Source organism: Vibrio sp. 10N, assembly GCF_036245475.1.
GTDB lineage: Bacteria > Pseudomonadota > Gammaproteobacteria > Enterobacterales > Vibrionaceae > Vibrio.
Map to the genome: position 1 here is coordinate 596,542 of NZ_BTPM01000002.1, position 25,786 is coordinate 622,327.

Consider the following 25,786-nt stretch of genomic DNA (forward strand, 5'->3'; position numbering starts at 1 on the left):
TGATAGTCTGCGTTGCTGGTCGAGTTCCCATGAAGGTTCAACCGCGAGCCTTTCACCTTTTAGTGCTGGAAGTAACGGAAGCTTTAGGGCTTCAAACTCCCTTTGATGTTTTAGAATCAGGCAACTTAGCGCTTTAATTCTTTGCCTGTTTGTGTCAGATTCGATCAGCCTTCGTCTATCTGACTGCATGCCTGGTGCGTATGTATGATTTAATAAATGGCATGACCTCATTTTTTGTGAATAACTTTCGGCTGATAAAACGCATAGATTAGGAATGCGTACATCGCTCCCCATAGGGTCTTGCAATAAACCGTTATCCGTAGTTGATACGTAATTACTAGGTATAATTCGTCGTTGTTTCATGAGAAGAAACCCTTTTTAATAATTCAATATTGAAAAGTTGGTGCTTGAATGAAACAAGTATTATTCGACGTCCCTTTCAGGGATCTCTCTCTTAATAATTGCTGTAAATCGATTATCGGAAGCATTGGCAGAGACCAAAACCCAGCCCTGGCTGTTCATATAATTAAGAGCATCCATTGGCGAATTAAAAGGAATAACTTTTCCTTCATCATCTCTAAGGAGGTCTTGATTTCGTATTCCGATTTGTAACTCTTGGCCAAAGTCTACTTCGACTTTCCATTGGGTAAGACTAAGCATTTTTCCCGAGGCGATCACCATGGCATATTGCTCTGTTTGGTTGGCTCTTGAATTAGACTCAGTCGAATTAGCAGCGATTGCAGTCGAGCACAGGAAGAGTGTCAGTATTGGGGTAAGAAAAAATTTATTAATCGCTTTCATGGGGGCCTCCAGTAATCTCTATCTCAATGTAAGCATGTTGTGTGCGATTGAGGCTTAGATTACTAGAGTGCTTTTCCATAATTCGGAAAGGAATGGCTTGGATTGTATGAATTATGGATACGACTTTTGGCTATTCGTCTTCGTTTACGCCATCACGTTTTTTTAAAGACGCATAGAAGTTAGAGAGAAACTCAATGTCCTCTTTAGGCGCTGCCAGCATGAGATCGAGAAACTTAAGCGTACTCGCCGACAGAGGCAACTGTCCGCCATGTAAACGCTCTAACTGAGTCATTGGGAACAATTGTAATAAGCTGACGTCAAGCGCTTTAGCAATTCGGAAAAAATCCAAAATAGTGAAATGACTTTTTGCTTCACGATCCATCTTTTCATAGAGCGCAGAGCGACCTATGTCGGCTTTTTTTGCCAGCGAATTCTTAGAGAGCCCTGCTTGAACCATGAGCGCTTCGATTCGCTCTATCACCATTTTGCGAAATACTGTCTCTTCGACACCAAAGAACTCAAACCCTTCCGTTTCTATTTCTGCCATCGCGTTTGTCCGTTTTTCTGGAATCAGTCCCTTAATGGTATCTGAATTTCGGAAATTTGAAATGATAATTTAATAGCCAGACACGAAGACACATACCGTCTCTACTGATAAACCAACTACATAAGGGTAAACATCATGCTAACGACGAAACGCGCAATCCTAGCTACTGCACTAGTACTATCAGGCGCAGCTCAGGCGATTTCTCTTGAACCTGCTCCAGGTCTGGATGTGAACCAGCCTTACTATGCTCCCCAAGCATTTGTGCAGCAGGAAACTTTACCAATTGTGGATATTCGTGGTGTCAAGCCTGCAGAGTACGCTGAGTTATTTGAAAAGCAGGTAGGCGAAGAAGTTCGACGTGGTATTAAGGAAGCGCAATACGTTTATAAGCTAGCAGGGATCAATGTGGTCGAGTTTGAGAAAAACTCAATGAAGGTGTTAGAAAACTCTCGAAAGTTAAACCCTGAATATTTTGAAATCGTTGAGGCGCTGGCCAAAGTAGGTGGCATTTCACTGGAAACCATGTTCACTCTATCGCAGTTAGATGCCGCGTTGGCGTCGGCAGCTCAGTCTGCGCTTAGTGGATGTACAACAGTAAGCTTCGCTGGTACCGGTGTTGTTGGTCAGGTAAACGACACGCCATCACTTTCTGGGGGTAACTACTGGGTATTGCAAGCGGATGATTATGTACAGGTGATGGCATCTGGCTTCTATGGCTCGGGTCAGACGCTCGGTAAAGATATCGGCGTTGTGATTAACTTCCAAGGTACTGACTCTAAAGGTGTGGGTCTTGATGCAGACAGTGCGATTGAGCTAGGTGCGCTTCAAAACTATCTCGTGCGAAATGCCAAGAATGTCGATGATGCCGAAAAGATCCTCGACCAATACCGCACAGTGGTCGCTTCTCACTTTAACTTTGCGGATAGTAACGGTAATACCGTTGGCGTCGAAATGCTTGATGGTGAGAACTATGTGATTAAACGTTCTGCTGGTGTTGGCCACGCTAACCACTCTGAGCGTCCAGGCGTGATGCAAGCCTTCGCAGAATCTGTTGGTTTAGGTGAGAAAAATAAGCAACGCACGGTTGCTACTGCTTATACCGAGTGGCGTGCTGAGTTCGCACAGCAGTTTATCGACAACACGCCAGAGGGCAATGTCGATGCTGCTAAATATGTCCTGAATACTAAGCCAATCGCGCAGCATGCTGCCTATGGTTCTGATTTCATCTCCACACTGACGGCAGTCATGGATGCAAAAGAGGGTTGTATGGAGGTGGCTCCGGGCGTAGGTGATTGGAATGATTTCCAGCGAGTATGTCTTGAGAAGTAATTCCAAATTCCATTAGTAAAACTGAATAAAATCATAACGCGCAACCCTTCCCTGGATTGCGCGTTTTAGGAAGCGATGATGAAACTGACATCTCTAATGTGGTTTAGCGCCACATTGATGGTTGGATGCGCTAGCACGCCAAGTGAACATCAGGACTCATATGAACTCTGTCAAACGCTTGCTTATGGCTACGATGAGGTTGTGGTTCAAGAACTAGCGAGAAGAGGGCAGTCTGCAACGGATAGAGAATGCGGAGATGTCAAACGTGAAATGATCCAAGAAATCGAAGTCAAGCGTTTTCTATGGAGTGTAGAGCACTCATTAAGACATGAAGTGGATTAGTTTTTTCTGTTTCCTCTGTCGGGTACTCATTTGTATGCCGCTTCAAAAGAAGCGTAACTGAGTTAAAGCAGCCCTATCAGAGGGCTGCCTTTATTTGATTAGTGCTCAGGCGTCTCCAACAAACGAATGGCACTTTCTACAGCGGCATTCATTGCCTGGTCATTTTCAAATTTACCGGCACCTGCAGGGCCAAGCACGCTAGCAAACAGATCGGCCTGCTTATTGAAAGGCAGTTCTAACTGCTCATAAAGGTTCTGTCTGATTTCAGCATGCTCTTCTGGCATTTTGTTGGAGAGGCTAACAAGCGTTTGATAAATTAACTCTTTCATGGTGTATCCATTTTCTTTTTTACTACGGGGGAGTGTGATTGTAGCGGGCTTGAGAATGAGTTTCTTATGCAACTGTCACACTACTGAATGTCAATGAATTTATTTACCCTACGGGTCTCATAATGCCAGGCACCTATACAAGTGTTGCAGTGAAGTTTTTGTTGTTCACATCCCGCGATAACTTGGCCCTCCGCCCCCCTCTGGAGCTGTCCAATCGATGTTAGCTGATGGATCTTTTATGTCGCATGTCTTGCAGTGTAGGCAATTGGTGGGGTTGATTTGTAACTGTGGCTGTCCATCGGTATTGAGAATCTCATACACACCCGCTGGGCAGTAACGCTGGCTAGGCTCGTTGTACAGAGGAAGGTGAGTCTCGGTTACTAAGGCGGGTTCGCGCAGGAGAAGATGACACGGCTGGTTTTCTTCATGTTGGGTGCCAGAGAGAAACAGCGAGGAAGGCTTGTCAAAGCTAAGCTTTCCGTCTGGCTTAGGGTAGTCAATGGTCTTAAACTGGTCGATTCCATCAAGGCACATATGATCTTCGGTAAGATCCAGTACTCTCCATGGCACTGACTTCTTAAATAGTTTCGGCCACCAGTTTTGTTCGAGCACATTGATAAGACCACCAACAGGTTCACCAAACCGATGAAGGTTAGCACCAAAGTTTTGGGTGCTTTCCAGCTCATCATAAAGCCATGAAGCTTCGAATTCACTTTGATAGTCTGCCTCACGCCCTGGTTGAGGTGCCACTAGATACTTAAATACCGCTTCTGCTGCCAACATGCCCGATTTCATAGCGGTGTGGCTGCCTTTAAGTTTGCCCATATTGAGCGTACCAGCATCACAGCCAATGAGCAGGCCTCCGGGAAATTGTTGCTTAGGTAGTGAGCGTAATCCGCCCTTGGCGATGGCTCTTGCTCCAAAACACAATCGTTCGCCACCGGATAGGTATTTTAAAATCGCGCGATGATGTTTAAAGCGTTGGAACTCTTCAAAAGGATTGAGATGAGGGTTGCGGTAATTGAGGTCGACAATTAAACCGACAGCCAGCTGATTACCGGGTAAGTGGTATAAAAAGCTCCCCCCATTTGTACTCGATTCACTGAGCGGCCAACCGACACCATGAGTAACATTGCCTTGTTTATAATGCGGATGGCCTTTAGGTAGCTGCCACAGCTCTTTAAAGCCAAGCGCGTAGTGTTGGGGCTGTTTGTTCTGGTCGAGAGAATACTTGTCGATGAGTGATTTACCGAGGTGGCCGCGGGCACCTTCCGCAAAAATGGTGTATTGGGCGATGAGATCAATGCCGGGCTCGAAGTTAGGTTTTTTTTCTCCGTTTTTGTCGAGACCCATGTCAGCGGTTTGTACACCAGTCACGGTGTAATCTGAATCATATAAGACCTTACTCGCGGCGAAACCGGGAAAGACTTCGACGCCTAACTGCTCTGCTTGATCTGCTAACCATCGACATAAATTACCAAGGCTTATGACGTGGTTGTTTGAATGGTTTTTCATGCTGTTTGGCGTTAGAAGTTCAGGTATTACGACATGATTGAGATGAGTGGTGAGGAACAAGCATTCATCGCGGGTGACGGGGTTGTTCACTGGAGCGCCTTTGCTCATCCAGTCAGGGATAAGCTCATCTAACGCTCGAGTTTCAAATACGGCGCCGGAGAGTATATGTGCACCGACTTCTGCCCCTTTTTCTATTACACAGATTGAAAGTGGTTTTTCTTGCTGCTGTTGCAATTGAGCGAGTCGGATTGCCGCAGAGAGCCCAGCAGGGCCTGCGCCTACAATCACTACGTCAAATTCCATGGATTCTCTTTGCATGTTGTACACCTCGGTTGCCATCCATCGGATCCTAAAAATGTTACGTATAACTATAGTGCAGTTGACGTAAACGTAAACTTAGCTAAGCTCAATTTATCACCACTTTATGGCGTTTGAGCCAAAACAGGAGGGGATATGAAGGTATTAGTGGCGGTTAAACGTGTCATCGACCCTTATGCAAAAATCCGAGTAAATGCCGACGGAACTGGGGTGGAAACAAGCGATATCAAGATGTCGATGAACCCATTTTGCGAGATCGCTGTGGAAGAAGCCATTCGGCTGAGAGAGGCAGGTTTAGCAACGGAAGTCGTGGTGGTTAGTATTGGGGATAGTGCGGTGCAAGAGACACTTCGTAATGCTCTTGCCTTAGGGGCTGAACGCGCCATTCATGTTGAAACCGATTTAATGTTAGAGCCCTTGGCGGTAGCAAAAGTGCTTAAACAAATCATGTCAAAAGAAGCACCCCAATTGGTGTTAATGGGCAAACAATCTATTGATACTGACAACAACCAAGTGGCTCAGATGCTTGCCGCTCTGACTGATCGTCCACAAGGTACATTCGTATCGAAACTTGTCATCGAAGGTGAAGCTGCATTAGTGACACGAGAAGTGGATGGCGGATTAGAAACATTGAAGTTGCAGTTACCAGCGATTATCAGCACGGATTTACGCCTTAATGAACCGAGGTATGCCTCTTTACCCAACATAATGAAAGCGAAGAAGAAGCCGCTAGATGTCGTGCCTCTTGAGGCATTGTCGGTCGATGTTAATGCGAGACATCAGGTATTAGAAGTGATGCCACCGAAATCTCGCGCGGCGGGTCAATTGGTCGCGAGTGTCGATGAGCTGGTGGACAAGCTCCGTAATGAAGCTAAAGTGCTTTAACTAAAGCGAGGGGAAATCATGGATAGTAAAACACTGATCATTGCCGAGCACGATAATCGTCAAATCGCCCCAGATACTCTGAAAACGCTCTTTGCTGCAAGCCAGATAGGCGGTGAAATCTATGTTCTTGTGGTCGGACACGAAATCACAGCAGTAGCTGAATGCTTATCAACGGTGGAAGGTGTGACACAGGTATTGCTTGTCGATACCGAGCAATTTACACATCCTACCGCTGAAGATGTCGCCCCTATCATTGTTGAGTTAAGCGAGGGGTTTACTCATTTTTTTGCACCAGCAACCACATTTGGTAAAAACCTGATGCCGAGAGTGGCGGCGATGCTTGATGTTGGGCAATTGTCTGATGTTATTCAAATAGAATCGCCCGATACCGTTATTCGCCCGATTTATGCTGGTAATGCGCTAGCGCGAATAAAGTCCAACGATTCTAAGTTAGTCATGACGATTCGTGGTTCAGCGTTTGATTCAGCTAATACGGATAGCCAAGAAAGTTCACCTGTTGAAGTGGTTGAGCCACAGGCTTGTCAACAAACTCTGGCTAGTTTTGTTGACTCTCAACACACAATATCAGAGCGTCCCGACTTATCGTCGGCAAAAGTCGTCATATCAGGCGGTCGAGGCTTAGGTAGTAAAGAGAACTTTGCATTGGTTGAGCGTTTAGCCGACAAACTCGGTGGCGCAATTGGCGCATCAAGAGCCGCAGTGGATGCAGGCTTTGTTTCTAACGATCTTCAGGTTGGGCAGACGGGTAAAATTGTTGCACCCGGTCTCTACATGGCCATAGGTATTTCCGGCGCTATTCAGCACATGGCGGGAATGAAAGACTCCAAGGTTATCGTGGCGATTAACAGCGATCCGGCCGCGGCGATTTTTGAGGTGGCAGATTATGGGTTGGTTGGAGATCTGTTCGAAATTATGCCAGAGCTTATTGAAAAACTGCCTTAACTCTTGAGTAGCGTCTCAAAGAGTTATAGTGAACGATTCGTATCTGGATTACTTCGAGCCCAATATATAGTTTTAGACCTATACTTTGAATGAGTTCTCAATATAGTGGAGTTCAAATGAATGTAGATGAAGTCTTTTATGAAAGTTATCAGCGCTGCGCCATTGATAAAGAGTTTTTGGAGGACTTTCTATGTGATTTTTGCGATAAGAACCCACGGTTTCAAGAGCGTTTCGAGCAGGTTGATATTGAAAGCCAGGCCAAGATGCTCAAAGCGTCAATAATCCTTATCTACAACGCTAAAGGGAATGTGTCGGTGAGATCTACGGTAACAAACTTAGCTGTTCGCCATAAAGAAATGAACCTCAACATATCTGAATATGAGTTTTATCTTTGGGTCGACAGTTTGATTTCAACCGTAGCAACTCACGATCCGATATTTAACCAAAGTATCGAGAACGCCTGGCGTGAAACTCTTAAATCTGGACTAGCAATTATGAAGCAAGTCAGCTGCGACAATGGACGGGGATAGGTTTTAGATTGCGAGGAACTCAATCAATATTTCGCGTCTTTTTCATTGCGCCTCATCTTTGTCGTTCTCCTTCAATGTCTTACCCGCGTAGCGAACCGTGTCTATGGAGCTTAGTAAGCGAAAGAGAGTGGAGTTGGGTATTGTTGTGGAGTGACACTGCTTTTACACAGAATTTCCTTGGAAAGCCACATCCACAAAACACCGTCATCTTCACGAACGTGAAGATCTTTTAAAGCACATGACTCACAAAAACACTCAGACAAAGTCTCTTGCTACACATTTACTTAAAAATGGAGCGCGATTTCATGAAGTTGTTAATATTGGATTTTTTGGCCGTCTCAATTAAAGCTCGTCATGACGTTCGAAGTGCTGTTTGAGAATTTCGTTTTCACTTCTGAGCTGTTTAATCTCTTGTTGAAGTCGAATAATTTCGTTCGCTTGATCTAACTGTCCATGTTTACTTTCGTTGTCATGCTCAATCATGATGAAACCTCTGTATTGTCATTGGGATTAAAAGTTACCCTTAGTTAATTAGGGTATTTAGCTAGCGTATAATGTCGCTATTTATTAGTTTATTAATTTATTTATTACGTTGCTGGCACTGTCCGCAATGATGCTCAACAACAGCGTTGCTGTTCTCATTGCGACTCAGATCCTCGTGTTTAACTTCATAGGCTTCATGAGGTGTAACCGCATTACAACAAGGGCAATAATCGTTAACAAGATAAAAATTAAAGTCGTTCATGAGTCCTCCATTCTGCTCTCAGCTTAACGTTATCGTCCTGAGTGTAATTTGTAAATGATTTGTTTGTCTGGATGGCATTATTGTTGCAAAAAAGTGACCTGTTAGTGATTCGTAAAGGAAAGTAACGACAGAAATTGAAATGTGGTTGACTAACACTAAAGCGTCGAGGCTATAACTGTGACTTGTGTGAATAGGTGAGTCCTTCATTTTCTCCGTTAATCATCTATTCTGGTTATATAAGACTTTTGTGTTGCTACTATTTGGGTGAATTAGATGATGACTTCTCACGTGACGTTTAATCAACATAAATTTACTGCACGAATGGTTGATGTAGCGGGGTATTCCATCTGCGTTTATCGAGTTACTAGGCAGAGTGTTGAGGAACCACAAGGTCATCCACCCATTGTATTTTGTAATGGCCTGGGTTCAAATTTCGAAGCAGCGCTCCCTTTGCTGACTCAATTTCCTGATAGGGATTGTATTAGTTTTGATGTGCCGGGCACGGGTCAATCGCCAGCGTCTCTAGTGCCATTGTCGATGAAACAACATAGTCAGTTGGTGTTGCTCATTCTTGCTGAACTTGGCATCCATCAATGTGATCTTGTCGGTTATTCATGGGGTGGCGTCTTGGCTCAGTGTCTAGCCATGGAAAAAGACAGTCCAGTGCGAAATCTCATTTTAATTGCGACTTCCGCAGGCGGCTTAACCAGTGTATACAGCCTCTTTTTTACAGTAGAAGTGTGGCAGAAAATCATCGCTGAGCCAGATAACAAGCCGCTGACATATGAGAGTTTTGTGTGTAGGCAACTACAGATGTTATTCCGATTATGGGGGCTAAGCTCCCAAGTTATCACTATCAATACTCATAGTCACCTACATCAATTGAACAAGATTGATCAGCCGACGCTCATCATTTCGGGGCAAGGTGATAAAGTGCTGCCTATCATTAACCAGAAACTGTTAAATCTGGGGATTAAAAACTGTCTTTGGCAAACAATAAAAGGTGGACATTTGATCATTAAGACTCACCCACGGGAACTGAGCGATAGTATTGCAAAATTTTGTGTTTGAGTGATTCCGGGTACGTTTAGGCGACAAAATCAGCGCAGGCTGTAAGGGACAATGTCGAGTTGAGCAGAAAAGGGAGGTTGGATGGAATTTGTCCACATTATATGTGAATAAAGCTGAGTAAATCGCTTGCTTCAAGACCTTACTGCGATGCAAGTACAATCATAGAATTGAGATATAAATAGTGAATACATGCGAGGGTCATGTATTCACTCTGGTGTTAGATTGGTCAAGTATGATGGTTAGTTACTTAACTTGTGGCTGCGATCATTCTGCAGTAGTGATGAGTTTGTCACAGTTTGCCTTAGCGAAGTCAGGCAAGGGGGTGCTTTTACGCTCATTTCTATCTAAGTGTACACCTAGTAGTTCAGATGTGGCTGCAAGCGAGCCTGTTTCGGCATTAAACATATGATGTTTAAACCGAACTGTTTTGTTCGCGACTTCCAGGATTTCTGATTTAACGACGAGAAGATCCCCAGACATTACCTCGGCTTTGTAGCTAATTTTCTGTTCGAGTGCCGCCATACCGCAGTGACTTTCTCTAATGTAGCGATTATTAATGCCTATATGAGACAAAAGGTGCCAAGTGGCTTCATCAAATTTGGCGGTATACCACTGAACATTCATATGGCCCATATGGTCTAGTTGGTTGGGATATACCTTTCCGCGATAGGTTTCGATCATGTACATTATCCTAAATATTTTCATCTGAATTGAATTTTGAAAATAGACCTAATGACGCCTACCATTAGGTCTATTTGAGGGAAATTGAGGCCTTTTAAGTGTTGACTACGCTCACTCGCTGTCGTTATCCATCATCTCACTGTGTTCAAGCCAAAGTGCATTAATGATGCCAAATGCACATGCTAGCAGTACACCTAAGATCCAAGCGAAATACCACATATTCAATGTTCCTTAATAAAGTGAATTCTTGTTTTCTTCGATGAACTTGTCATCAAGGCGACCAAACATTTTGTAGTAAGTCCAGGCGGTGTAGCTCAGAATGACTGGAACCATTACAAACGCGACAGCTGTCATTAGGTTCAGAGTCAGCTCACTTGACGTAGCATCCCACATAGTCAAACTGTGGTTTGGATTCATGCTGCTAGGCATTACAAATGGGAACATTGCAAAGCCAGCAGTAAAGATGATGCCGCCGTTCGCTAGAGAAGAAGCAATAAATGAAATTGCACACTTCTCAAGACGAGAGGCTAGCACCGCCAGTAGAGGCATAACCACACCTAGTGCTGGCGCAATCCATAGTAGTGGGTACTTCTCGAAATTCGTCATCCACGCACCGGCTTCGCGAACCACTTCTTTCACTAATGGGTTTGAAGCAGCGTTACCGTCGATGCTGCTTACTACTAGGTAACCATCGATGCCTTGGATCCAGAAACCAGCACCAACAAATGCCACTACCGTAAGTAGACCCATAATTTGCGCTGTGTTGCGAGCACGAGTATGGATGTCACCTGTGGTCTTCATTTGTAGCCATGTTGAACCTTGAAGCAGGATCATGAACAAGCTCACTAGACCACACAGCAATGCAAAAGGGTTTAGCAGTGCGAAGAATGAACCGTGGTAAGTCGGCATCATGAAATCGCTTAACTGGAATGGCACGCCTTGAAGCAAGTTACCAAACGCCACACCGAAGATAAGTGGTGGTACGAAACCACTGATTGAGATACCGATATCCCAAGCGTTACGCCACTGCTTGTCTTCTAGCTTAGAGCGGTAATCTAGACCGATTGGACGTAGCCAAAGCGCTGCTAGAGTTAAGATCATCGCTAGGTAGAAACCAGAGAACGACGTTGCGTACACAAGTGGCCAAGCGGCAAATAGTGCACCACCAGCGGTGATTAGCCATACCTGGTTACCGTCCCAGTGTGGGGCGATAGAGTTAATCATTACACGGCGCTGAGTGTCCGTTTTACCTAGGATAGGTACGAGTGCACCCACCCCCATATCAAAACCATCGGTGATGGCGAAACCAGCGAACAATACGCCGATCAGTACCCACCAGATGAATCGTAAGACTTCGTAATCAAACATTCTTTTTCTCCTTGCTTACGCTTCTACTTGACGACTAACTTTGTTCTCTACCGTTTCGACATTTTGTTCGAAGTGGTAGCGACCTGTCTTCAAGCTACTTGGGCCTTTGCGTGCAAATTTCACCATTAGGTAAACTTCGGCAATTAGGAACACCGTGTATAGAGCGATGATTGCGAATAGTGATGTCCAGATCTGACTCGCTGTCAGTGCTGATGCCGCCACGTGTACTGGCAGGATTTCACCTACGGCCCATGGCTGACGACCAAATTCAGCAACAAACCAACCAGCTTCTACTGCAATCCATGGTAGTGGAATGCTGAATAATGCGGCTTTAAGGAGCCATTTCTTCTGTTCAATTTTCTGACGACATGTCTGAATGAACGCCGCACCGAAGACGAATAGCATGATGAAGCCACACGCAACCATGATACGGAACGACCAGAATAGTGGCCAAACTGTTGGGATAGAGTCATCCGCCGCGGCTTGGATTTGATCTTCAGTGGCATCAACCACTTTGTCTGTATAACGCTTAAGCAGTAGACCGTAACCAAGGTCTTGCTTCACGTCATCAAATGCTTCTAGGTTTGCGTCTGTACGCTCACCTGCACGCAGTTTTTCTAGTAGTTCGTACGCGTACATACCGTTACGTATACGATCCACGTGCTCTTCACGTAAGTCATGAAGACCTTGAACTGGTGTATCGATAGAACGTGTTGCGATGATACCCATTACGTAAGGAATTTTGATCGCATAATCGGTGTGCATGTTGTCCTGATTTGGCAGGCCAAACACAGTAAATGCTGCTGGAGCCGGCTCTGTGTGCCACTCCGCTTCGATAGCCGCGAGTTTCACTTTTTGTACATCACCAAGCTCGTAACCAGATTCGTCACCAAGAACGATAACAGAAAGGATAGAAGCCATACCGAATGACGCTGCAATCGCGAATGAACGACGAGCAAACGCGATATCACGGCCTTTCAGTAGGTAGTAAGCACTGATACCCAGTACGAACATCGCACCTGTGGTGTAGCCCGATGCTACTGTGTGAACAAACTTAACCTGAGCCACTGGGTTGAGAACCACTTCTGCGAAGCTCACCATTTCCATACGCATGGTTTCGAAGTTGAACTCTGCGCCCACAGGGTGCTGCATCCAACCGTTCGCAACTAGGATCCAAAGTGCTGAGAAGTTAGAACCTAATGCAACCAACCAGGTAACTGCTAAGTGTTGACGTTTAGAAAGCCTATCCCATCCGAAGAAGAAGAGTCCGACAAAGGTGGATTCGAGGAAGAAAGCGACGAGGGCTTCGATTGCTAGCGGCGCACCGAAAATATCCCCCACGTAATGGGAATAGTAAGACCAGTTGGTACCAAACTGGAATTCCATGGTTAGGCCAGTAGCCACACCTAGTGCGAAGTTAATACCAAATAGCTTACCCCAGAACTTGGTCATGTCCTTGTAGATTTGCTTGTTGGTCATTACGTAGAGGGACTCCATGATGGCAAGTAAGAATGCCATACCGAGAGTCAATGGAACGAACAAGAAGTGATACATTGCCGTAATTGCAAATTGCAATCTCGACAGATCAACAACGTCTATCATGACAACTCCTTTGTCTTTGCTTTTTCTATGAAAGCGCTGGTCATATCCAGCAGCGCAATGATTTGTTTGTTAAAAAAAAGGACGGCTTACGCCGTCCAAACTGGTAGGGAACTCAGTAAATAACAAATTAGTTAGGAAGCAACACAGTAGCTTCACCTTTGATTGCCACTTTACCTTGCTCGTTGAGAACTTCGGTAATTAGCTTCGCGATAGGTTTGTCTTCTCTGATTTCTTTGACTTCTACTCGTGCTGTAACAGTTTCACCGACACGGATCGGACTAGTAAACTGAAGTGTTTGACCAAGGTAGATTGCGCCTGGACCTGGGATCTTCGACGCCAGCAAACCTGATACCAGACTTGCACCCAACATGCCATGCACGATTGGTACCTCGAAAGGCGTCATGGCAGCAAAAGCTTCGTCTAAGTGAACTGGATTATAATCTTCAGCCAGAGAAGCGAACTGCTCTACAGCGGCTTTATCCAAAGTTTTTGTCAGGCTTGCCTGTTGTCCAATACTAAGCGACATCTGCATTCTCCTGTGAACTTGCTAGTACGTCTTCGATTCGTTGTTTAACGTAAGTGCCTGGTGCATCCAACTCGCCTTCAAGAATACGAGCTTCTTGCTTTTGTGAGAAGTTTCGAGCATCCAGCCACTCCTGCCAGTGGTTCCACCAAGAGCCTGTGTGTTTGTCTGCTTTTGACAACCATGTATCAGCGTTAGACTTCACATCATCGTTAGTCCAGAAGCCATATTTGGTCGAATCGGCATGGTTCATTGGGCCAGCGATGTGACCGCTTTCTGCCAGAACAAACGTGTTTTGACCACCTAACAGTTCTGTCCCTTTGTATGTGCCTTTCCACAGGGCGATATGATCTTCAATCGCAGACAGGAAGAAAGTTGGAGACTTCACTTTGCTTAGGTCAATTGAAACACCATCCACTTCAAACTCACCCGCTTGGCTCAGTTTGTTCTCCAGATAGAACTGACGTAGCATTTGGTTATGGCATGTAGCCGGTACGTTAGTGTTGTCACTGTTCCAGTGCAACAGATCAAATGCCATTGGCTTTTCGCCCTTGAGGTAATTGGTCACATAGTAGTTCCAATACAGGCTATTTTCGCGCAGCAGGCTGAATGACACTGCCATTTGTCGCCCATCAATGTAACCCTGCATGTTGTTCTGTGTTTCGATAGCAGAAATCATAGGGTCATTGATGAAGATGCCGAGCTCACCTGGCTGCTGGAAATCAAGAATGGTAGTAAGCAGTGTTGCTGATTTAATACGTTGCTTGCGCTTTTTACCTGCCAGGTAGGCCATCGCGGTAGTGAGTAGTGTGCCACCAATGCAGTAGCCCAGACCGTTAACTTCGCGCTCGCCTGTCTCTTTTTCAATGGCGTCTAGTGCAGGAATAATGCCTTCGGTGATATAGGTGCCGAAATCAGTATCCCTGTAGCTCGCGTCAGGGTTCACCCAGGAAATCATAAAGACCGTGTGGCCTTGATCGACCAACCACTTAACGAACGACTTACGTTGGTTCAGATCCATGATGTAGTATTTGTTCACGAATGGAGGAACAATCATCATCGGACGTTTGTAAACTTCTGTGGTAGTTGCCTGATATTGTAGCAACTCAAACATGTGGTTTTTATAGACCACTTTGCCTTCGGTAGCAGCTATGTTCTCGCCAACTTTGAACGCTTCGCTGTCGGTCATTCGGATATTGAGCATATCGACACTTTTGCTCATATCTTGTTGCAGTTGCTCTAGACCTTTAACAAGGTTTTGGCCGTTGGATTCAAGTGTCAGCTTCATGACTTCAGGGTTAGTGGTCACGAAATTGCTTGGTGACATCGCGTTCAGGAACTGGCGTGCGAAGAATTCCAATCTTTCTTTTGCATCAGGATCCATATCCTGATTGTTGCTGATGGTTTCTAGAATTGACTTACATACCATTTTGTAACTTTGTTTGATGTAGTTATAAAATGGGTTCGTTGTCCAACTTTCATCACGAAAACGTGGATCTGTCTCTTTTTCTTGAGAGTCATTTGTAGACAGTACGCAGTCGCTAAACAGATTGATTTGCTGGTTCCACCAGTTCATCTGTTGTTCTAAAAGGTTGGTTGGATCTTTTGCTACAGATTGTGCCAGCTGATTCCAATCTTCCATTTGAGATTTGAAGATGGTGGATTGTGTAGGCTTCTGAAACGAACCAAACCAACCTTGAGTGGCCTTAAAGTAATTGTCAATAACGTCTTGGAATGGAGGTGTTTTGTCCATCTTCCCATCCTTGTAAAGTATGGTTAAATCAGGCGGTGATTATCACCGCCTCTTAAATTAAGCTTTTTTGTCAGCTTTGATTGTTGATGCAGAGATCTCATCAACAGCCGCTTTGAAGTCGTTACCGATTTGGCTTAGTTTTTGGCCATCTTCCAGAAGACGTTGGCTTACTTTCGAGATGATTTCTAGTTGCTTGCTACCGTGGTTCATCAGGTCTTGTGGCTGTTCGATTGCAACAAGGCTTTGTAGGTTCTCGTTAGTTAGCTCGCTGTATGCAGTCAGTGTTTCTAATTGCATTTTTGATAGAGTTTCAACGTTCTTTGCAACGAGTTGGCTAAAGTTAGCGAACGGGTTAAGAACAGTTTGTAGTTGAGCATTTACCGCTTCTAGCGCAGCTTGGTTTTGCATGATTAATTCCTTTTTATGTAGGTGGCCAATCACTAAGTTACTTGGCCTTGACTTATATCAATGAAAAATTCAAACAACCGTTTGAATGAGCGTATTGTGAATAATTTGCTGCAGAATGTCATCACTTAAGCATTATGAAATAATAGAGCTATAACTCTATTTTTTTTGGGGAGTGTTTAATGTCGCTGAGGGTGATGCTTTATAAGTTTCCGAAAACAAAGGTAATGATTAATATGTGTCTGATTTTTCAGTGTTTGAAAATGATATCGATCTTGGATTTGGCAAGTTATATAAATATGATGAAACTCACACTTTGTTTAGTAAGGAAAGAGTGTAAACTTAAATGTAACATTGATAATGTGAATGCCATGCAGGTGATTCATATGCAATTAAGATGAATACAACCATACATAAATAACGAGAAGTAGAATATTTATCTTTCGAGTGACCTTTGAGTTATTCATGTCTAAATACTTGATTTTTAAAGGATTTGCGTTTGATGTTGTATTTTTACATTACTCTGGCATAAGCATTAAGTTTATATTAATCAGCATGTTATTATCGATTTTGCGGCTGGGTTATTGTTAATTTCAAAAATTTGATGTTAATCACTTGTTGCTTTGTAATTTGACATATATATTAAAACGCATGTTTCAAACGGGCGTTTAAGTAATGAGTGCAAAGGGAATTACAACAAGCAAGATACTTGAAGTTTCGGAGAAACTTTTTGTAGAACAGGGATATAGTAATACATCACTCAGAAATATTACCGCTAAAGCCAGTGTTAATTTAGCCGCCGTTAACTATCATTTTGGAGATAAGAAAACTCTTGTTAGAGCAATATTGGATCGCTACTTAACAAAGTTAATGCCCGAGGTGGATAGTGAACTAATTAAATTAAATCAGAGCACTACATATACTCTAGAAGAGGTATTCTATGCTATTAGGCGGCCATTGATTAACCTTAATCAAGTGACGCCAAACGGGATGAATCGATTTCTGCTACTAATAGCCAATGGCTACATGGATATTCAAGGTCATTTGAGGTGGTTTATCGTCAATCAGTACGGTGATACGTTAGACCTCTTTATTAACTCTGTACGAAAATCTTGTCCTGAAATCAGCGATCAAGATTTATTTTGGAAATTGCATTTCTCATTAGGGGCATTCATTTTTGCCACAATATCGAGTGAAGCTTTGTCCGAATTAGCGTCAAGTTCATTTGAAAATGATGCAAAGTTAATACACATTGTCGATCAAGCGATAAATTATATAACCGCTGGTATCGAAAAACCAAATAAAACAACGTAACTAGTCAAAAGGAAAGGTAACATGGGTTTCGTTAGTCGAAAATTAGTCAGTGAACCGGCGTTCAGCTTATTTAAAAAAGTGCTTCCACCGCTATCAAATACCGAAAGAGAAGCAATGGAAGCAGGCGGCGTCTGGTGGGATGGTGAGCTATTTTCTGGAAGTCCGGATTTCAAAACATTGCACCAGTATCCAAAGCCAACATTAACGGCAGAGGAACAGTCATTTATCGACAATGAGTTAGAAACGTTGCTTTCAATGTTAGATGAGCACAAATTTGTTAAAGAGTACAAAGATTTGTCTCCAGAAGTGTGGGATTTTCTCCGTAAGGAGCGCTTCTTCTCTCTAATTATTTCGAAAGAATATGGTGGTCGCGAGTTTTCCTCACACGCTAACTCAACCATCGTAGCAAAAATCGCGACACGCAGCATGAGTGCGGCTATCACAACGATGGTACCAAACTCATTAGGCCCAGGAGAGTTGCTTTCTCACTACGGTACTCAACAACAAAAAGACTATTGGTTACCTCGTCTAGCGGATGGCACTGACACACCATGTTTTGCGCTTACAGGCCCTGAAGCGGGTTCAGATGCGGGTGGTATTCCGGATACGGGTGTGGTTTGTTACGGTGAGCACGAAGGAAAAGAAGTATTGGGTCTGCGTCTCAACTTCAACAAGCGTTACATTACGCTTGCACCTATCGCTACGGTAATGGGTCTGGCCTTTAAGATGCAAGATCCAGAAGGCTTATTGGGTAGCAAGAAAGAACTGGGTATCACTTGTGCGCTAATCCCTACCGATACGCAAGGCATCACCATCGGTCAACGTCATGATCCGCTGCACCTTGCGTTTATGAATGGCACCATTCAAGGTAAAGATGTATTCATTCCGCTTGAATGGATCATCGGTGGTAAAGACTATGCGGGCAAAGGCTGGCGTATGTTGGTCGAGTGTTTATCAGCAGGTCGAGGCATTTCTCTACCAGCTTTAGGCACTGCTATCGGCCATCTGACCGCACGTACGACGGGTGCTTATTCGTACGTTCGTAGACAGTTTGGCATGTCTATTGGTAAGTTTGAAGGTGTTGCTGAGGTACTAGGTCGAATTGGCGGACTAAATTATCTGCTTGAAGCCACACGCACGTTAACGACGACAGCACTTGATCAAGGTCAAAAGCCAGGCATCGTTACCGCAATTGCGAAATACCATATGACTGAAATTGCGAGACAATTGATTAACGACTCGTTTGATGTCCACGGTGGTCGTGCGATTCAATGCGGTCCAATGAACTATTTGGCTTCCTCTTACCTAGGAATCCCGATCGCAGTGACTGTAGAAGGCGCTAACATTCTAACTCGTAACTTGATGATTTTTGGACAGGGTGCGACCCGATGTCACCCATATGTATTCCAAGAGATGGAGGCGGCAGCAAACCCAGATCATCAAGAAGGTGTGAAAGCATTCGATAAGCTACTGTTCAAGCATATCGGCCATGCGACGAAAAACTCTATAGGTGGACTATTCGCAGCGATTACAGGCTCAGCATTTACTGGCTCTCCAGTGAGTGGTCCGACAAAACGTCACTATAAGAATCTAAAGCGTTTGAGCAAGGCATTAGCAGTGAGCGCGGATTTTGCGATGTTAACTTTAGGCGGCGAGCTTAAGCGTAAAGAGTTGATTTCAGCACGTTTGGGTGATGGTCTCTCGTATCTATATATGGCATCAGCGGTATTGAAGAAATATCAAGATGAAGGCTGTTTGGAAGCAGATCTAGATCATGTTCACTTTGCTGCAGAGTACTGCTTCTACCATGCTGCTAAATCACTTAATGAAGGTTATCGTAACTTCCCAAGTGGTTTTGCAGGCAAAACACTGAAGACACTTTTGTTCCCGTTGGGTAATCATTACAAACTACCAGACGATAAATTAACATTGCGTATTGCGGACAAGCTGATGGTGCCGGGTGAAGCGCGTGATCGTCTAACTCACCTGTGTCATGTTGGTAAGGATGACAAGGATAGTATCGGCATACTGGAGCGTGCCTTCATCGCGATGTATGAGGTTAAAGGGCTTGAGAAAAAGCTTGTTGCAGGGGTTAAAGCCGGTAAAGTCGCTAGAAAAGGCTTACTTGATGAACGCTTGAAGCAAGCTCTTGAGGCTAAGGTGTTGACTGATGAAGAAGTGGCTCAAATCAAGGCTGCAGATTCATTGCGCTATCGAGCGATTCAAGTTGACCATTTTAGTCACGATATGAAAACGACCCTAACAGGGACAAACTCTAAGTCTAAACTTGCTGACGTGGCTTGATGTGTTGATTTGGGGTGAGTTATTACCTCAAAGATAATAAAAAAATCCTCGGACTGTGTCCGAGGATTTTTTGTTCTATGGAAAAAGAAAGCAAAGCCGAGGAAAGCCACCTTCAATTAAATGTGGCTTGAAATCCAAAGTTGTAGGGTAACCAAATAATCAGGATTAACTCATATCTCTGACATATATAAACCACAGGAACAATTGGTCGTGTGATTGTTTTTGGTTGTTTTAGAAAAGCACACTCACCCTAAAAATATTGAGTTAAGTCACATTTTTAAGTTAAGGATTCCTAAGCTAATTTGTATTTTCAAACACGGAAAATTGGTAAAAGTTCATATATAGCAGTCTGATAGAATATAATTACTTTCGAATTCAAACGCTGCTGGATAAATGGTGTAAAAATGATGTGAAAATAGTGTTCTTTAGCTCTCGACAATAAGGAATATATGTTAGAGAATAAGTCTATTCAAACGGCCGTTTGAATGATTAAATTAATAATCTAAAAGGAAGTTATTATGCAAAAACAATTCGAAGCTGTAACAGCTCAACTACAATCTTTCATGAATCCAGCAACTGGTTTTGCTGAACTAATTGCTAAAAATGTTGAAACTGTATCTAAGATGCAAATTGAAACAGTTGCAGCATATAGCCAACTAACCAATGAAAACCTACAGTCACTAGTTGCAATTAAGCAACCACAAGACCTTGTTAACCTTGGTTCTAAGCAGCTTGAAGCTATCTCTAAGGTTAGCCAGCGTCTAATCGAAGACGGCCAGAAGCTAAGCCAAATTGGCACAGAATTTAAAGCGGCTGCTGAAGAGCTATCAGCTGCAGCTATCAAAACTAAATAATTAGTTTTATCATCAAAGTAAAAAAGGCGATATTTCGCCTTTTTTTTTGCTCAAAGCATAAAGTGTTATAAAATGAGCATCTATCGTTGCACTCAGGAGTAATAGTTAAAGAGGACCTTAAACTTGAATAATGATGTTGAGCTCCTTAAGGCGGAGCTAATGAAACTTGGGGTTGACGTTAATAAAAGAGATACGGTTAAGCTCATTGATTTTAACTTATTACGTCAGCTATCTGAAAGTAAAGACATACAAGTCAAAAAAATAGCAGAAGAAGAACTAGCTCGAAGAGAAATCTCAAAGGATAACGACGAGCAAATCTACTTTAGTTGGCAAGCTCTTAATGAAGCGAGTCAGTCATACTTTCACGCATACCTGAGTTTGAGTGATGCGCAGCTCGGTTTTATTAGTTGGTTGAATGATGAGTTTATGCACCTTTATGACGAGCTTGAATTTGATCAAAATGGTAAGGCGTTCGCCAAGTATCGCGGGTTGTTGCACGAATTTACATTTAACCCACGCACTAAACGGATTCGTTTAGAGCGCATCGACATGATGAACACCACACAGGCGTTAGATGCCTGTTTTCAATCGCTGCAAATTACTGCCCATGCGTTCAACCGTGCCTCAGTGCATTTGAGACAAGATTTTCTTTCTCATTTTTTAGATACCGGCCAAGGTATTGTTGACTGGTTAGAACAAGTGCGAGTGCAAAGTCTTCCAAAGCTTGATCAGAATAAAGAGAAAAGCTCAGTAATGTATAATAAAAAGCGTTTGCTATTTTCTAAAGAAGACCAACGCTTAATCACCGTATGTGAATCGGGCAACCCCAATAAACAAAAGAAGTAAATCTCGTTGTCACAGACTGGCGGAGTTAGCGTTGTCATTCAAATCGGTTGTTTTGCGGACAATTAGGGTGGGTTGTTTATGTCCGTAACTGAAGAGTTTGAGGAAATTGAGCCCCAAACCCTCAGTAGGCCGGTGGGGTATCACACACTAACTACAATCTTGAAATTGAACAGTTAACACTTTCTTCTATGGCAATCAGCCTCTTGATTGCTTTATTGATCATTATGATGTCGTCTATGCTAGAGACATTATCGATAGCATCAAGTAAGGAGTCTTTGCTGCATGGTGGAATCTTTTCAATATTTCTAATTTTTCCGCGCGTGGTATTTTTGAGTAAATCAAATGTTGAATTGGTCATTTAATAAGCCTAACTGACGTTGTATTATAGGTTTGGCAAACGTTTGCTTTTGGGTGCAATATATCTTTTTGTGACAAAAACACCAATAGTTTGATGTTATGTTTTTAGGGGTGTTATTTGCTTAAATGATGGTTTGGCGTAGTTTTGAACGGGAGGGTTTTTAACTCTATGAGAACAGGCGTTAATTTCTTCGGGCTCAGCAACAACTACCTTTCTCGGCTAAAAAATAAAATGTAGTTATTTTGGGTTTTGTGATGTTCAACACAAATTCAGAGGTGCTAATTGAATCACGTCACCGTATAAATTCAAAGTCTATGGGGTGATAGCCAAAGAGCTGTACAAGATTCCCTTTTGCAAGGAAATGACGGGTACATTGAGGAAGCCCAATTAGCCTCGCTAACCTTGCTGTAAGTGCTCCACCAACACCTTAACAAAGCGAGCTGCTTCACCACCTGTGCACGCCCTATGGTCAAAAGTTATCGAAAGCGGCAACGCTTTGACTCCAACCGCTTGTCCATCCTTCATTATTACTTTCTCAATAATTCGACCCGCACCCACGATCGCGACCTGAGGTGGTGTCACCACGGGTGTCGCGAATATTCCAGCAATAGCCCCAAAATTAGAAAGCGTGATGGTGGCGTGTTGCAACTGCTCTCGTCGAATTCGTCTGGCTCTTATGCCTTGGACGGTATCATTTAACCAGTGGCGGATGCCTGCTTGATCGTATTCGTTGGCATTTCTGAGCACTGGGACATAGAGCCCATGATTACTGTCTACCGCAATACCAATGTTCACGTTGGAATGGACACATCGGGTCATGGTTTCTGCATCGAACCACGCATTAAGAGCGGGTTCTGTTTGGCACGCATGTACCACAGCTTTGATAAGCCTTCCTGAGATGTCCTCATCTTTTTGCCAGTTGTCTAGCATGGCTTCTTCGGTGATGGTGACAGAAGCAACGGAGTGGTGCGACTGCGACATTGTGCCAACCATGGTTCGACGTGTGCCTTTAAGAACTTCCGTGCCGGGGGCTTGTTTATCTATTTGTTCGTAAATGTCACTGTCTGTAATTACGCCATCTTGGCCACTGCCTTTGACGCGAAGCAAATCGATTCCGAGCTTTTTGGCGAGCAGCCGAGCAGAGGGCATGGCAGTGATCGCGTTCTCCTCTGCGTTGTGGTGCGCCGCGCCAACCCAAAAGTCATCGACTTCAACGTGATGAGTGTGGTTGGAGACATTGCCGACAACGGTTGCTGCATCATTGTCGCTTGATGACTCATTAAGGCTAGCGCCTTCCGTGACCGCCTCTTCGATTTCAATCAATAGGCTGCCAATACTGATGACATCGCCTTCTTCGCCATAACGTTTGACGATTTTTCCGCTGTACGGCGCGGGGACTTCGACAACGGCTTTAGCGGTCTCAACGGTAAGGATAACTTGGTCTAACTCGACATCGTCGCCGACGTTCACATGCCATTCGACAATCTCAGATTCGGCCAGTCCTTCCCCTAAGTCTGGTAGCAAAAATGACTTCATTTCCAACCCTCCACTAGCTCTCTTGCTGCTTGTACGATGTCGGCCTCTTGGATCAAAAAGTAGTCTTCGTTTTTGTAGTAAGGCATTACGGTATCAAGGCCGGTTACTCGTTTAGGTGGCGCTTTAAGCATGCACATAGCTTGTTCCGAAGTCCGTGTGATGATTTCAGCACCTACGCCGCAACTGCGGCTGGCTTCATGAACCACCAATAAGCGACCCGTTTTCTCAAGTGACTTTAATATCGTTTCCATATCAATAGGTTTGATGCTGGCAAGATCAATAACTTCCACCTCGATACCAGCTTTAGACAGTGTATCCGCTGCCTGAAGTGACTCAACAACACAGGCTCCCCAAGTTACGAGTGTTAAATCCCGTCCTTTGCGAAGGGTGTAGCAGGTATCGAGAGGCAGGGCTTCACCATTATCAACCACATTCGATTTAACGGTGCGATAGATGCGTTTGGGCTCAAAGAACATCACCGGATCGTTGCAGCGTATCGCCGACAACAACAAACCATAGGCGCGTTGTGGTGATGACGGGATAACGACCCTCAAGCCTGGAATATGGGCAAACAGTGCTTCGACACTTTCGGAGTGATGCTCTGGCGCATGTATGCCACCACCAAATGGCGCGCGAAACACAATGGAGCAAGACAAACGCCCGCGGGTGCGATTACGCATTCGAGCCGCATGACAAATAATGTGCTCCATCGCAGGAAACACGAAACCTTGAAACTGGAATTCAGCAATAGGTCGCAACCCTTGAGTCGCCATACCTACCGCAACGCCTCCGATAAGTGCCTCGGCAAGTGGGGTATCGATAACGCGTTTAAGCCCAAAGCGCTCTTTAAGGCCAACTGTTGCGCGGAATACACCGCCGTTATCGCCAACATCCTCTCCAAGCAGTACGACGCGTTTGTCTCTGCCCATTTCATGATGGAGTGCTAAATTCACCGCATCGACCAGAGTGGATTCCACTGCGGCGATAGGGCTTGCTAGGGGTTCAATATGCAGTTGATCAGCCATGTTGTCCTCCGTGCATGCGCATCGATTTGTTGATGAGTTCATCGCGTTGCGGACGAAGTTCTTTAGTTGGTTGCTCATAGAGATAATCAAACGCGGTCTCTGGCGCTTGAGCAGGAGTATTGAGGTAGCGAGCAACGGCCTCCTCAACCAGCTGTTTGCTCTCTGAGGCAAGCTCGACTTCGTCTGAATTTTGCCACCAACCTTGAGCCTCCATGAAGGTCTTGAGTCGTTGGATTGGCTCATATTCCCAAGCGGTATCAAGTTCATCATCGCTACGATAGCGAGTGGCGTCATCGGCAGTGGTGTGGTCGCTAAGGCGATAGCTTATTGCTTCAATCAGCGTAGCGCCTTTGCCTTTGCGCGCATTTGAAATGGCGTTGCCGATTGCATCTAGCATGGCGACGACATCGTTACCATCGACTTTGAGTCCAGGAATGCCTGCGCCTTGGGCTTTATCTGCGAGAAATTCTGCCCCGCATTGCAGCGCTCTAGAGACTGAGATTGCCCATTGGTTGTTGTTCACTACAAATACCAAAGGGATGTTCCAAGCCCCTGCACAGTTAATGGATTCTAGAAAATCGCCTTTTGAAGTGGCGCCGTCACCACACGTCACCAGCGCGACATCGTGATGGCCTTTAATCTTCAACGCTGCAGCAACACCGACGGCGTGAGTACATTGTGTGGCGATTGGGACACAAAAAGGCAGGTCGGTGCATGGGTTATCGCTATTGGTGAACTCGAAATCGCTACCGCGTTCGTCGCCGCCCCAATACTGCAGATTTTTTTCCATGGGAATGCCGCGAACCCACATGGCAGGCATGTCGCGATAGTAAGGGATAAAAACATCTCGGTGAGACAGGGCGTGGCCAATGGCGATGCCTATTGCTTCGGCACCAAGGTGCGAAGGGTAGGTGCCGAGTTTGCCGGTGCGTTGCAGGGCAACGGCTTTAGCATCGTACGTTCTTGCGACTACCATGTCGCGGTACAGCTTCTTTAGGGTTGCTTCGTCAGCCCAGTCGGGTAGTGGGCTAACTAAGTGTCCTTGGTAGTCGATAAAACGATGCATGGGTAATGCTTGTACGTTCATCTCGAACTCCTTTTCACATACTCTGGATAAGAGTGATGTCGATAAGGCTGAAACCAGTACGTGTTTATACGCAATGTTTCAAACGCTTGGATACTATAAGTGTAAACAAATTGTTAAATTTTGCTTCAAAAGTGAAATGGATTTTTAGTAAATAAAACCTTACAGGGCTAATCTGTAAATGTTAAATGCTGCCTAAGGGCTATAATTTAGTTATACATTCTAGTTTTTGAAGGGTGAAATCTTTCGAACTGAAATATGATACTGAATGAGAATTTGGAGAAAAACGGATAAACTCATCGAGGTTTGAGCAAAAAAGACCAATGGTGTTGGCCTTTTTTTCGTTTGTTGATAGAAGGGATGTTACAATGTCACCTCTTCGCAGAGCTCTAAAGGCAGTCCGTCTGGATCTTGGAAAAAGGTGTAGCGCTTGCCCGTGTATTCATCGATGCGAATAGGCTCAACTGAGATTCCATGGCCGACGAGTTTGTTCACGGCCTGATCCATATCATCAACCACAAAGGCAAGGTGCCTTAAACCTTGTGCTTCAGGAAAGCTCGGACGTGACGGCGAGCCAGGAAAAGAGAACAGCTCAATCTGGGTACCATCAGGCAGTTCGAGATCGAGTTTGTAAGAATCACGTGCCTCGCGGTAGTTCTCCGCCAATACGGTTAACCCTAAAATTTCGGTATAGAATCGCTTCGATCTCGGGTAATCAGAACAAATGATGGCAATGTGATGCGTTCCTTTGAGCATGG

Annotated in this window: 26 protein-coding genes; 10 read left to right on the forward strand and 16 right to left on the reverse strand. The window is 44.4% G+C overall.

Annotated elements, in window-relative coordinates:
* Positions 1 to 423: 423 nt before the first annotated feature.
* Entirely contained in the window at positions 424 to 801 is a 378-nt protein-coding gene (locus tag AAA946_RS18815) for a hypothetical protein (RefSeq protein ID WP_338166307.1), read from the reverse strand.
* Between the two features lie 130 nt (positions 802 to 931).
* Positions 932 to 1,348, reverse strand: coding sequence for a helix-turn-helix domain-containing protein (locus tag AAA946_RS18820; protein ID WP_338166308.1), 417 nt, complete (start codon positions 1,346 to 1,348; stop codon positions 932 to 934).
* Positions 1,349 to 1,483: 135 nt separating this feature from the next.
* Between AAA946_RS18820 and AAA946_RS18825 the strand changes: the two genes are divergently transcribed.
* Both AAA946_RS18825 and AAA946_RS18830 read left to right on the forward strand, forming a co-directional pair.
* Complete coding sequence (locus AAA946_RS18825) at positions 1,484 to 2,677, forward strand: C45 family autoproteolytic acyltransferase/hydolase (RefSeq protein ID WP_338166309.1); 1,194 nt, start codon at positions 1,484 to 1,486, stop codon at positions 2,675 to 2,677.
* 78 nt (positions 2,678 to 2,755) lie between these two features.
* Positions 2,756 to 3,019, forward strand: a complete 264-nt coding sequence (locus AAA946_RS18830) for a hypothetical protein (RefSeq protein ID WP_338166310.1) — start codon at positions 2,756 to 2,758, stop codon at positions 3,017 to 3,019.
* Between the two features lie 98 nt (positions 3,020 to 3,117).
* On the opposite strand, the gene AAA946_RS18835 is transcribed toward AAA946_RS18830, so the two are convergent.
* Positions 3,118 to 3,348, reverse strand: a complete 231-nt coding sequence (locus AAA946_RS18835; protein ID WP_338166311.1) for a PAS factor family protein — start codon at positions 3,346 to 3,348, stop codon at positions 3,118 to 3,120.
* 165 nt (positions 3,349 to 3,513) lie between these two features.
* Positions 3,514 to 5,202: an electron transfer flavoprotein-ubiquinone oxidoreductase gene (locus tag AAA946_RS18840; protein WP_338166312.1), complete on the reverse strand. Its 1,689-nt coding sequence runs from the start codon at positions 5,200 to 5,202 to the stop codon at positions 3,514 to 3,516.
* 114 nt (positions 5,203 to 5,316) lie between these two features.
* Here AAA946_RS18840 and AAA946_RS18845 point away from each other — a divergent pair, with 114 nt between their 5' ends.
* From AAA946_RS18845 to AAA946_RS18855, 3 genes are all read left to right on the forward strand, one after another.
* Complete coding sequence (locus AAA946_RS18845; RefSeq protein WP_338166313.1) at positions 5,317 to 6,066, forward strand: electron transfer flavoprotein subunit beta/FixA family protein; 750 nt, start codon at positions 5,317 to 5,319, stop codon at positions 6,064 to 6,066.
* Between the two features lie 18 nt (positions 6,067 to 6,084).
* The gene (locus AAA946_RS18850) at positions 6,085 to 7,029 is read left to right on the forward strand and encodes an electron transfer flavoprotein subunit alpha/FixB family protein (protein ID WP_338166314.1); all 945 of its coding nucleotides are present in this window, start codon (positions 6,085 to 6,087) and stop codon (positions 7,027 to 7,029) included.
* A 116-nt stretch (positions 7,030 to 7,145) separates the two neighbouring features.
* Positions 7,146 to 7,559 carry a globin gene (locus AAA946_RS18855; RefSeq protein ID WP_338166315.1) on the forward strand — a complete coding sequence of 138 codons (414 nt, stop codon included), beginning with the start codon at positions 7,146 to 7,148 and terminating at the stop codon, positions 7,557 to 7,559.
* Positions 7,560 to 7,901: 342 nt separating this feature from the next.
* Here the strand turns inward: AAA946_RS18855 and AAA946_RS18860 are convergent, their stop codons facing one another.
* The gene (locus AAA946_RS18860; RefSeq protein WP_338166316.1) at positions 7,902 to 8,042 is read right to left on the reverse strand and encodes a hypothetical protein; all 141 of its coding nucleotides are present in this window, start codon (positions 8,040 to 8,042) and stop codon (positions 7,902 to 7,904) included.
* A gap of 550 nt (positions 8,043 to 8,592) precedes the next feature.
* On the opposite strand from AAA946_RS18860, the gene AAA946_RS18865 reads away from it, so the two are divergent.
* A complete protein-coding gene (locus AAA946_RS18865; RefSeq protein WP_338166317.1) occupies positions 8,593 to 9,375 on the forward strand; it encodes an alpha/beta fold hydrolase in 783 nt (260 codons plus the stop codon).
* Between the two features lie 264 nt (positions 9,376 to 9,639).
* On the opposite strand, the gene AAA946_RS18870 is transcribed toward AAA946_RS18865, so the two are convergent.
* The 7 genes from AAA946_RS18870 to AAA946_RS18900 form a co-directional block, all read right to left on the reverse strand.
* On the reverse strand, positions 9,640 to 10,056 hold the full coding sequence (locus AAA946_RS18870) for an acyl-CoA thioesterase (RefSeq protein ID WP_222302135.1): 417 nt from the start codon (positions 10,054 to 10,056) through the stop codon (positions 9,640 to 9,642).
* A gap of 111 nt (positions 10,057 to 10,167) precedes the next feature.
* Positions 10,168 to 10,275 (reverse strand): cytochrome bd-I oxidase subunit CydX, encoded by a 108-nt coding sequence (cydX, locus tag AAA946_RS18875; protein WP_102563364.1) that lies wholly within the window; start codon positions 10,273 to 10,275, stop codon positions 10,168 to 10,170.
* A gap of 12 nt (positions 10,276 to 10,287) precedes the next feature.
* Complete coding sequence (gene cydB / locus AAA946_RS18880; RefSeq protein WP_338166318.1) at positions 10,288 to 11,424, reverse strand: cytochrome d ubiquinol oxidase subunit II; 1,137 nt, start codon at positions 11,422 to 11,424, stop codon at positions 10,288 to 10,290.
* A 15-nt stretch (positions 11,425 to 11,439) separates the two neighbouring features.
* Positions 11,440 to 13,026 carry a cytochrome ubiquinol oxidase subunit I gene (gene cydA, locus AAA946_RS18885; protein WP_338166319.1) on the reverse strand — a complete coding sequence of 529 codons (1,587 nt, stop codon included), beginning with the start codon at positions 13,024 to 13,026 and terminating at the stop codon, positions 11,440 to 11,442.
* Positions 13,027 to 13,153: 127 nt separating this feature from the next.
* Complete coding sequence (locus AAA946_RS18890) at positions 13,154 to 13,552, reverse strand: MaoC family dehydratase (RefSeq protein WP_222302128.1); 399 nt, start codon at positions 13,550 to 13,552, stop codon at positions 13,154 to 13,156.
* Positions 13,542 to 15,302, reverse strand: a complete 1,761-nt coding sequence (phaC, locus tag AAA946_RS18895) for a class I poly(R)-hydroxyalkanoic acid synthase (RefSeq protein ID WP_222302125.1) — start codon at positions 15,300 to 15,302, stop codon at positions 13,542 to 13,544. Before phaC ends, AAA946_RS18890 begins: the two co-directional genes overlap by 11 nt.
* A gap of 57 nt (positions 15,303 to 15,359) precedes the next feature.
* Complete coding sequence (locus tag AAA946_RS18900; RefSeq protein WP_338166320.1) at positions 15,360 to 15,710, reverse strand: phasin family protein; 351 nt, start codon at positions 15,708 to 15,710, stop codon at positions 15,360 to 15,362.
* A 672-nt stretch (positions 15,711 to 16,382) separates the two neighbouring features.
* On the opposite strand from AAA946_RS18900, the gene AAA946_RS18905 reads away from it, so the two are divergent.
* From AAA946_RS18905 to AAA946_RS18920, 4 genes are all read left to right on the forward strand, one after another.
* Positions 16,383 to 17,021, forward strand: a complete 639-nt coding sequence (locus AAA946_RS18905; protein WP_338166321.1) for a TetR/AcrR family transcriptional regulator — start codon at positions 16,383 to 16,385, stop codon at positions 17,019 to 17,021.
* A gap of 21 nt (positions 17,022 to 17,042) precedes the next feature.
* Positions 17,043 to 19,325 (forward strand): acyl-CoA dehydrogenase, encoded by a 2,283-nt coding sequence (locus AAA946_RS18910; protein ID WP_338166322.1) that lies wholly within the window; start codon positions 17,043 to 17,045, stop codon positions 19,323 to 19,325.
* 518 nt (positions 19,326 to 19,843) lie between these two features.
* Complete coding sequence (locus tag AAA946_RS18915; protein ID WP_222302115.1) at positions 19,844 to 20,179, forward strand: phasin family protein; 336 nt, start codon at positions 19,844 to 19,846, stop codon at positions 20,177 to 20,179.
* Between the two features lie 159 nt (positions 20,180 to 20,338).
* The gene (locus AAA946_RS18920; protein WP_222302112.1) at positions 20,339 to 21,025 is read left to right on the forward strand and encodes a hypothetical protein; all 687 of its coding nucleotides are present in this window, start codon (positions 20,339 to 20,341) and stop codon (positions 21,023 to 21,025) included.
* A gap of 754 nt (positions 21,026 to 21,779) precedes the next feature.
* On the opposite strand, the gene AAA946_RS18925 is transcribed toward AAA946_RS18920, so the two are convergent.
* From AAA946_RS18925 to gloA2, 4 genes are all read right to left on the reverse strand, one after another.
* Positions 21,780 to 22,919 carry a dihydrolipoamide acetyltransferase family protein gene (locus tag AAA946_RS18925; RefSeq protein WP_338166323.1) on the reverse strand — a complete coding sequence of 380 codons (1,140 nt, stop codon included), beginning with the start codon at positions 22,917 to 22,919 and terminating at the stop codon, positions 21,780 to 21,782.
* Entirely contained in the window at positions 22,916 to 23,944 is a 1,029-nt protein-coding gene (locus AAA946_RS18930; RefSeq protein WP_338166324.1) for an alpha-ketoacid dehydrogenase subunit beta, read from the reverse strand. The genes AAA946_RS18925 and AAA946_RS18930 overlap by 4 nt, the downstream gene beginning before the upstream one ends.
* A complete protein-coding gene (gene pdhA / locus AAA946_RS18935; protein WP_338166325.1) occupies positions 23,937 to 25,031 on the reverse strand; it encodes a pyruvate dehydrogenase (acetyl-transferring) E1 component subunit alpha in 1,095 nt (364 codons plus the stop codon). The genes AAA946_RS18930 and pdhA overlap by 8 nt, the downstream gene beginning before the upstream one ends.
* Positions 25,032 to 25,391: 360 nt before the next feature.
* Positions 25,392 to 25,784, reverse strand: coding sequence for an SMU1112c/YaeR family gloxylase I-like metalloprotein (gene gloA2, locus AAA946_RS18940; RefSeq protein WP_338166326.1), 393 nt, complete (start codon positions 25,782 to 25,784; stop codon positions 25,392 to 25,394).
* Positions 25,785 to 25,786 lie beyond the last annotated feature (2 nt).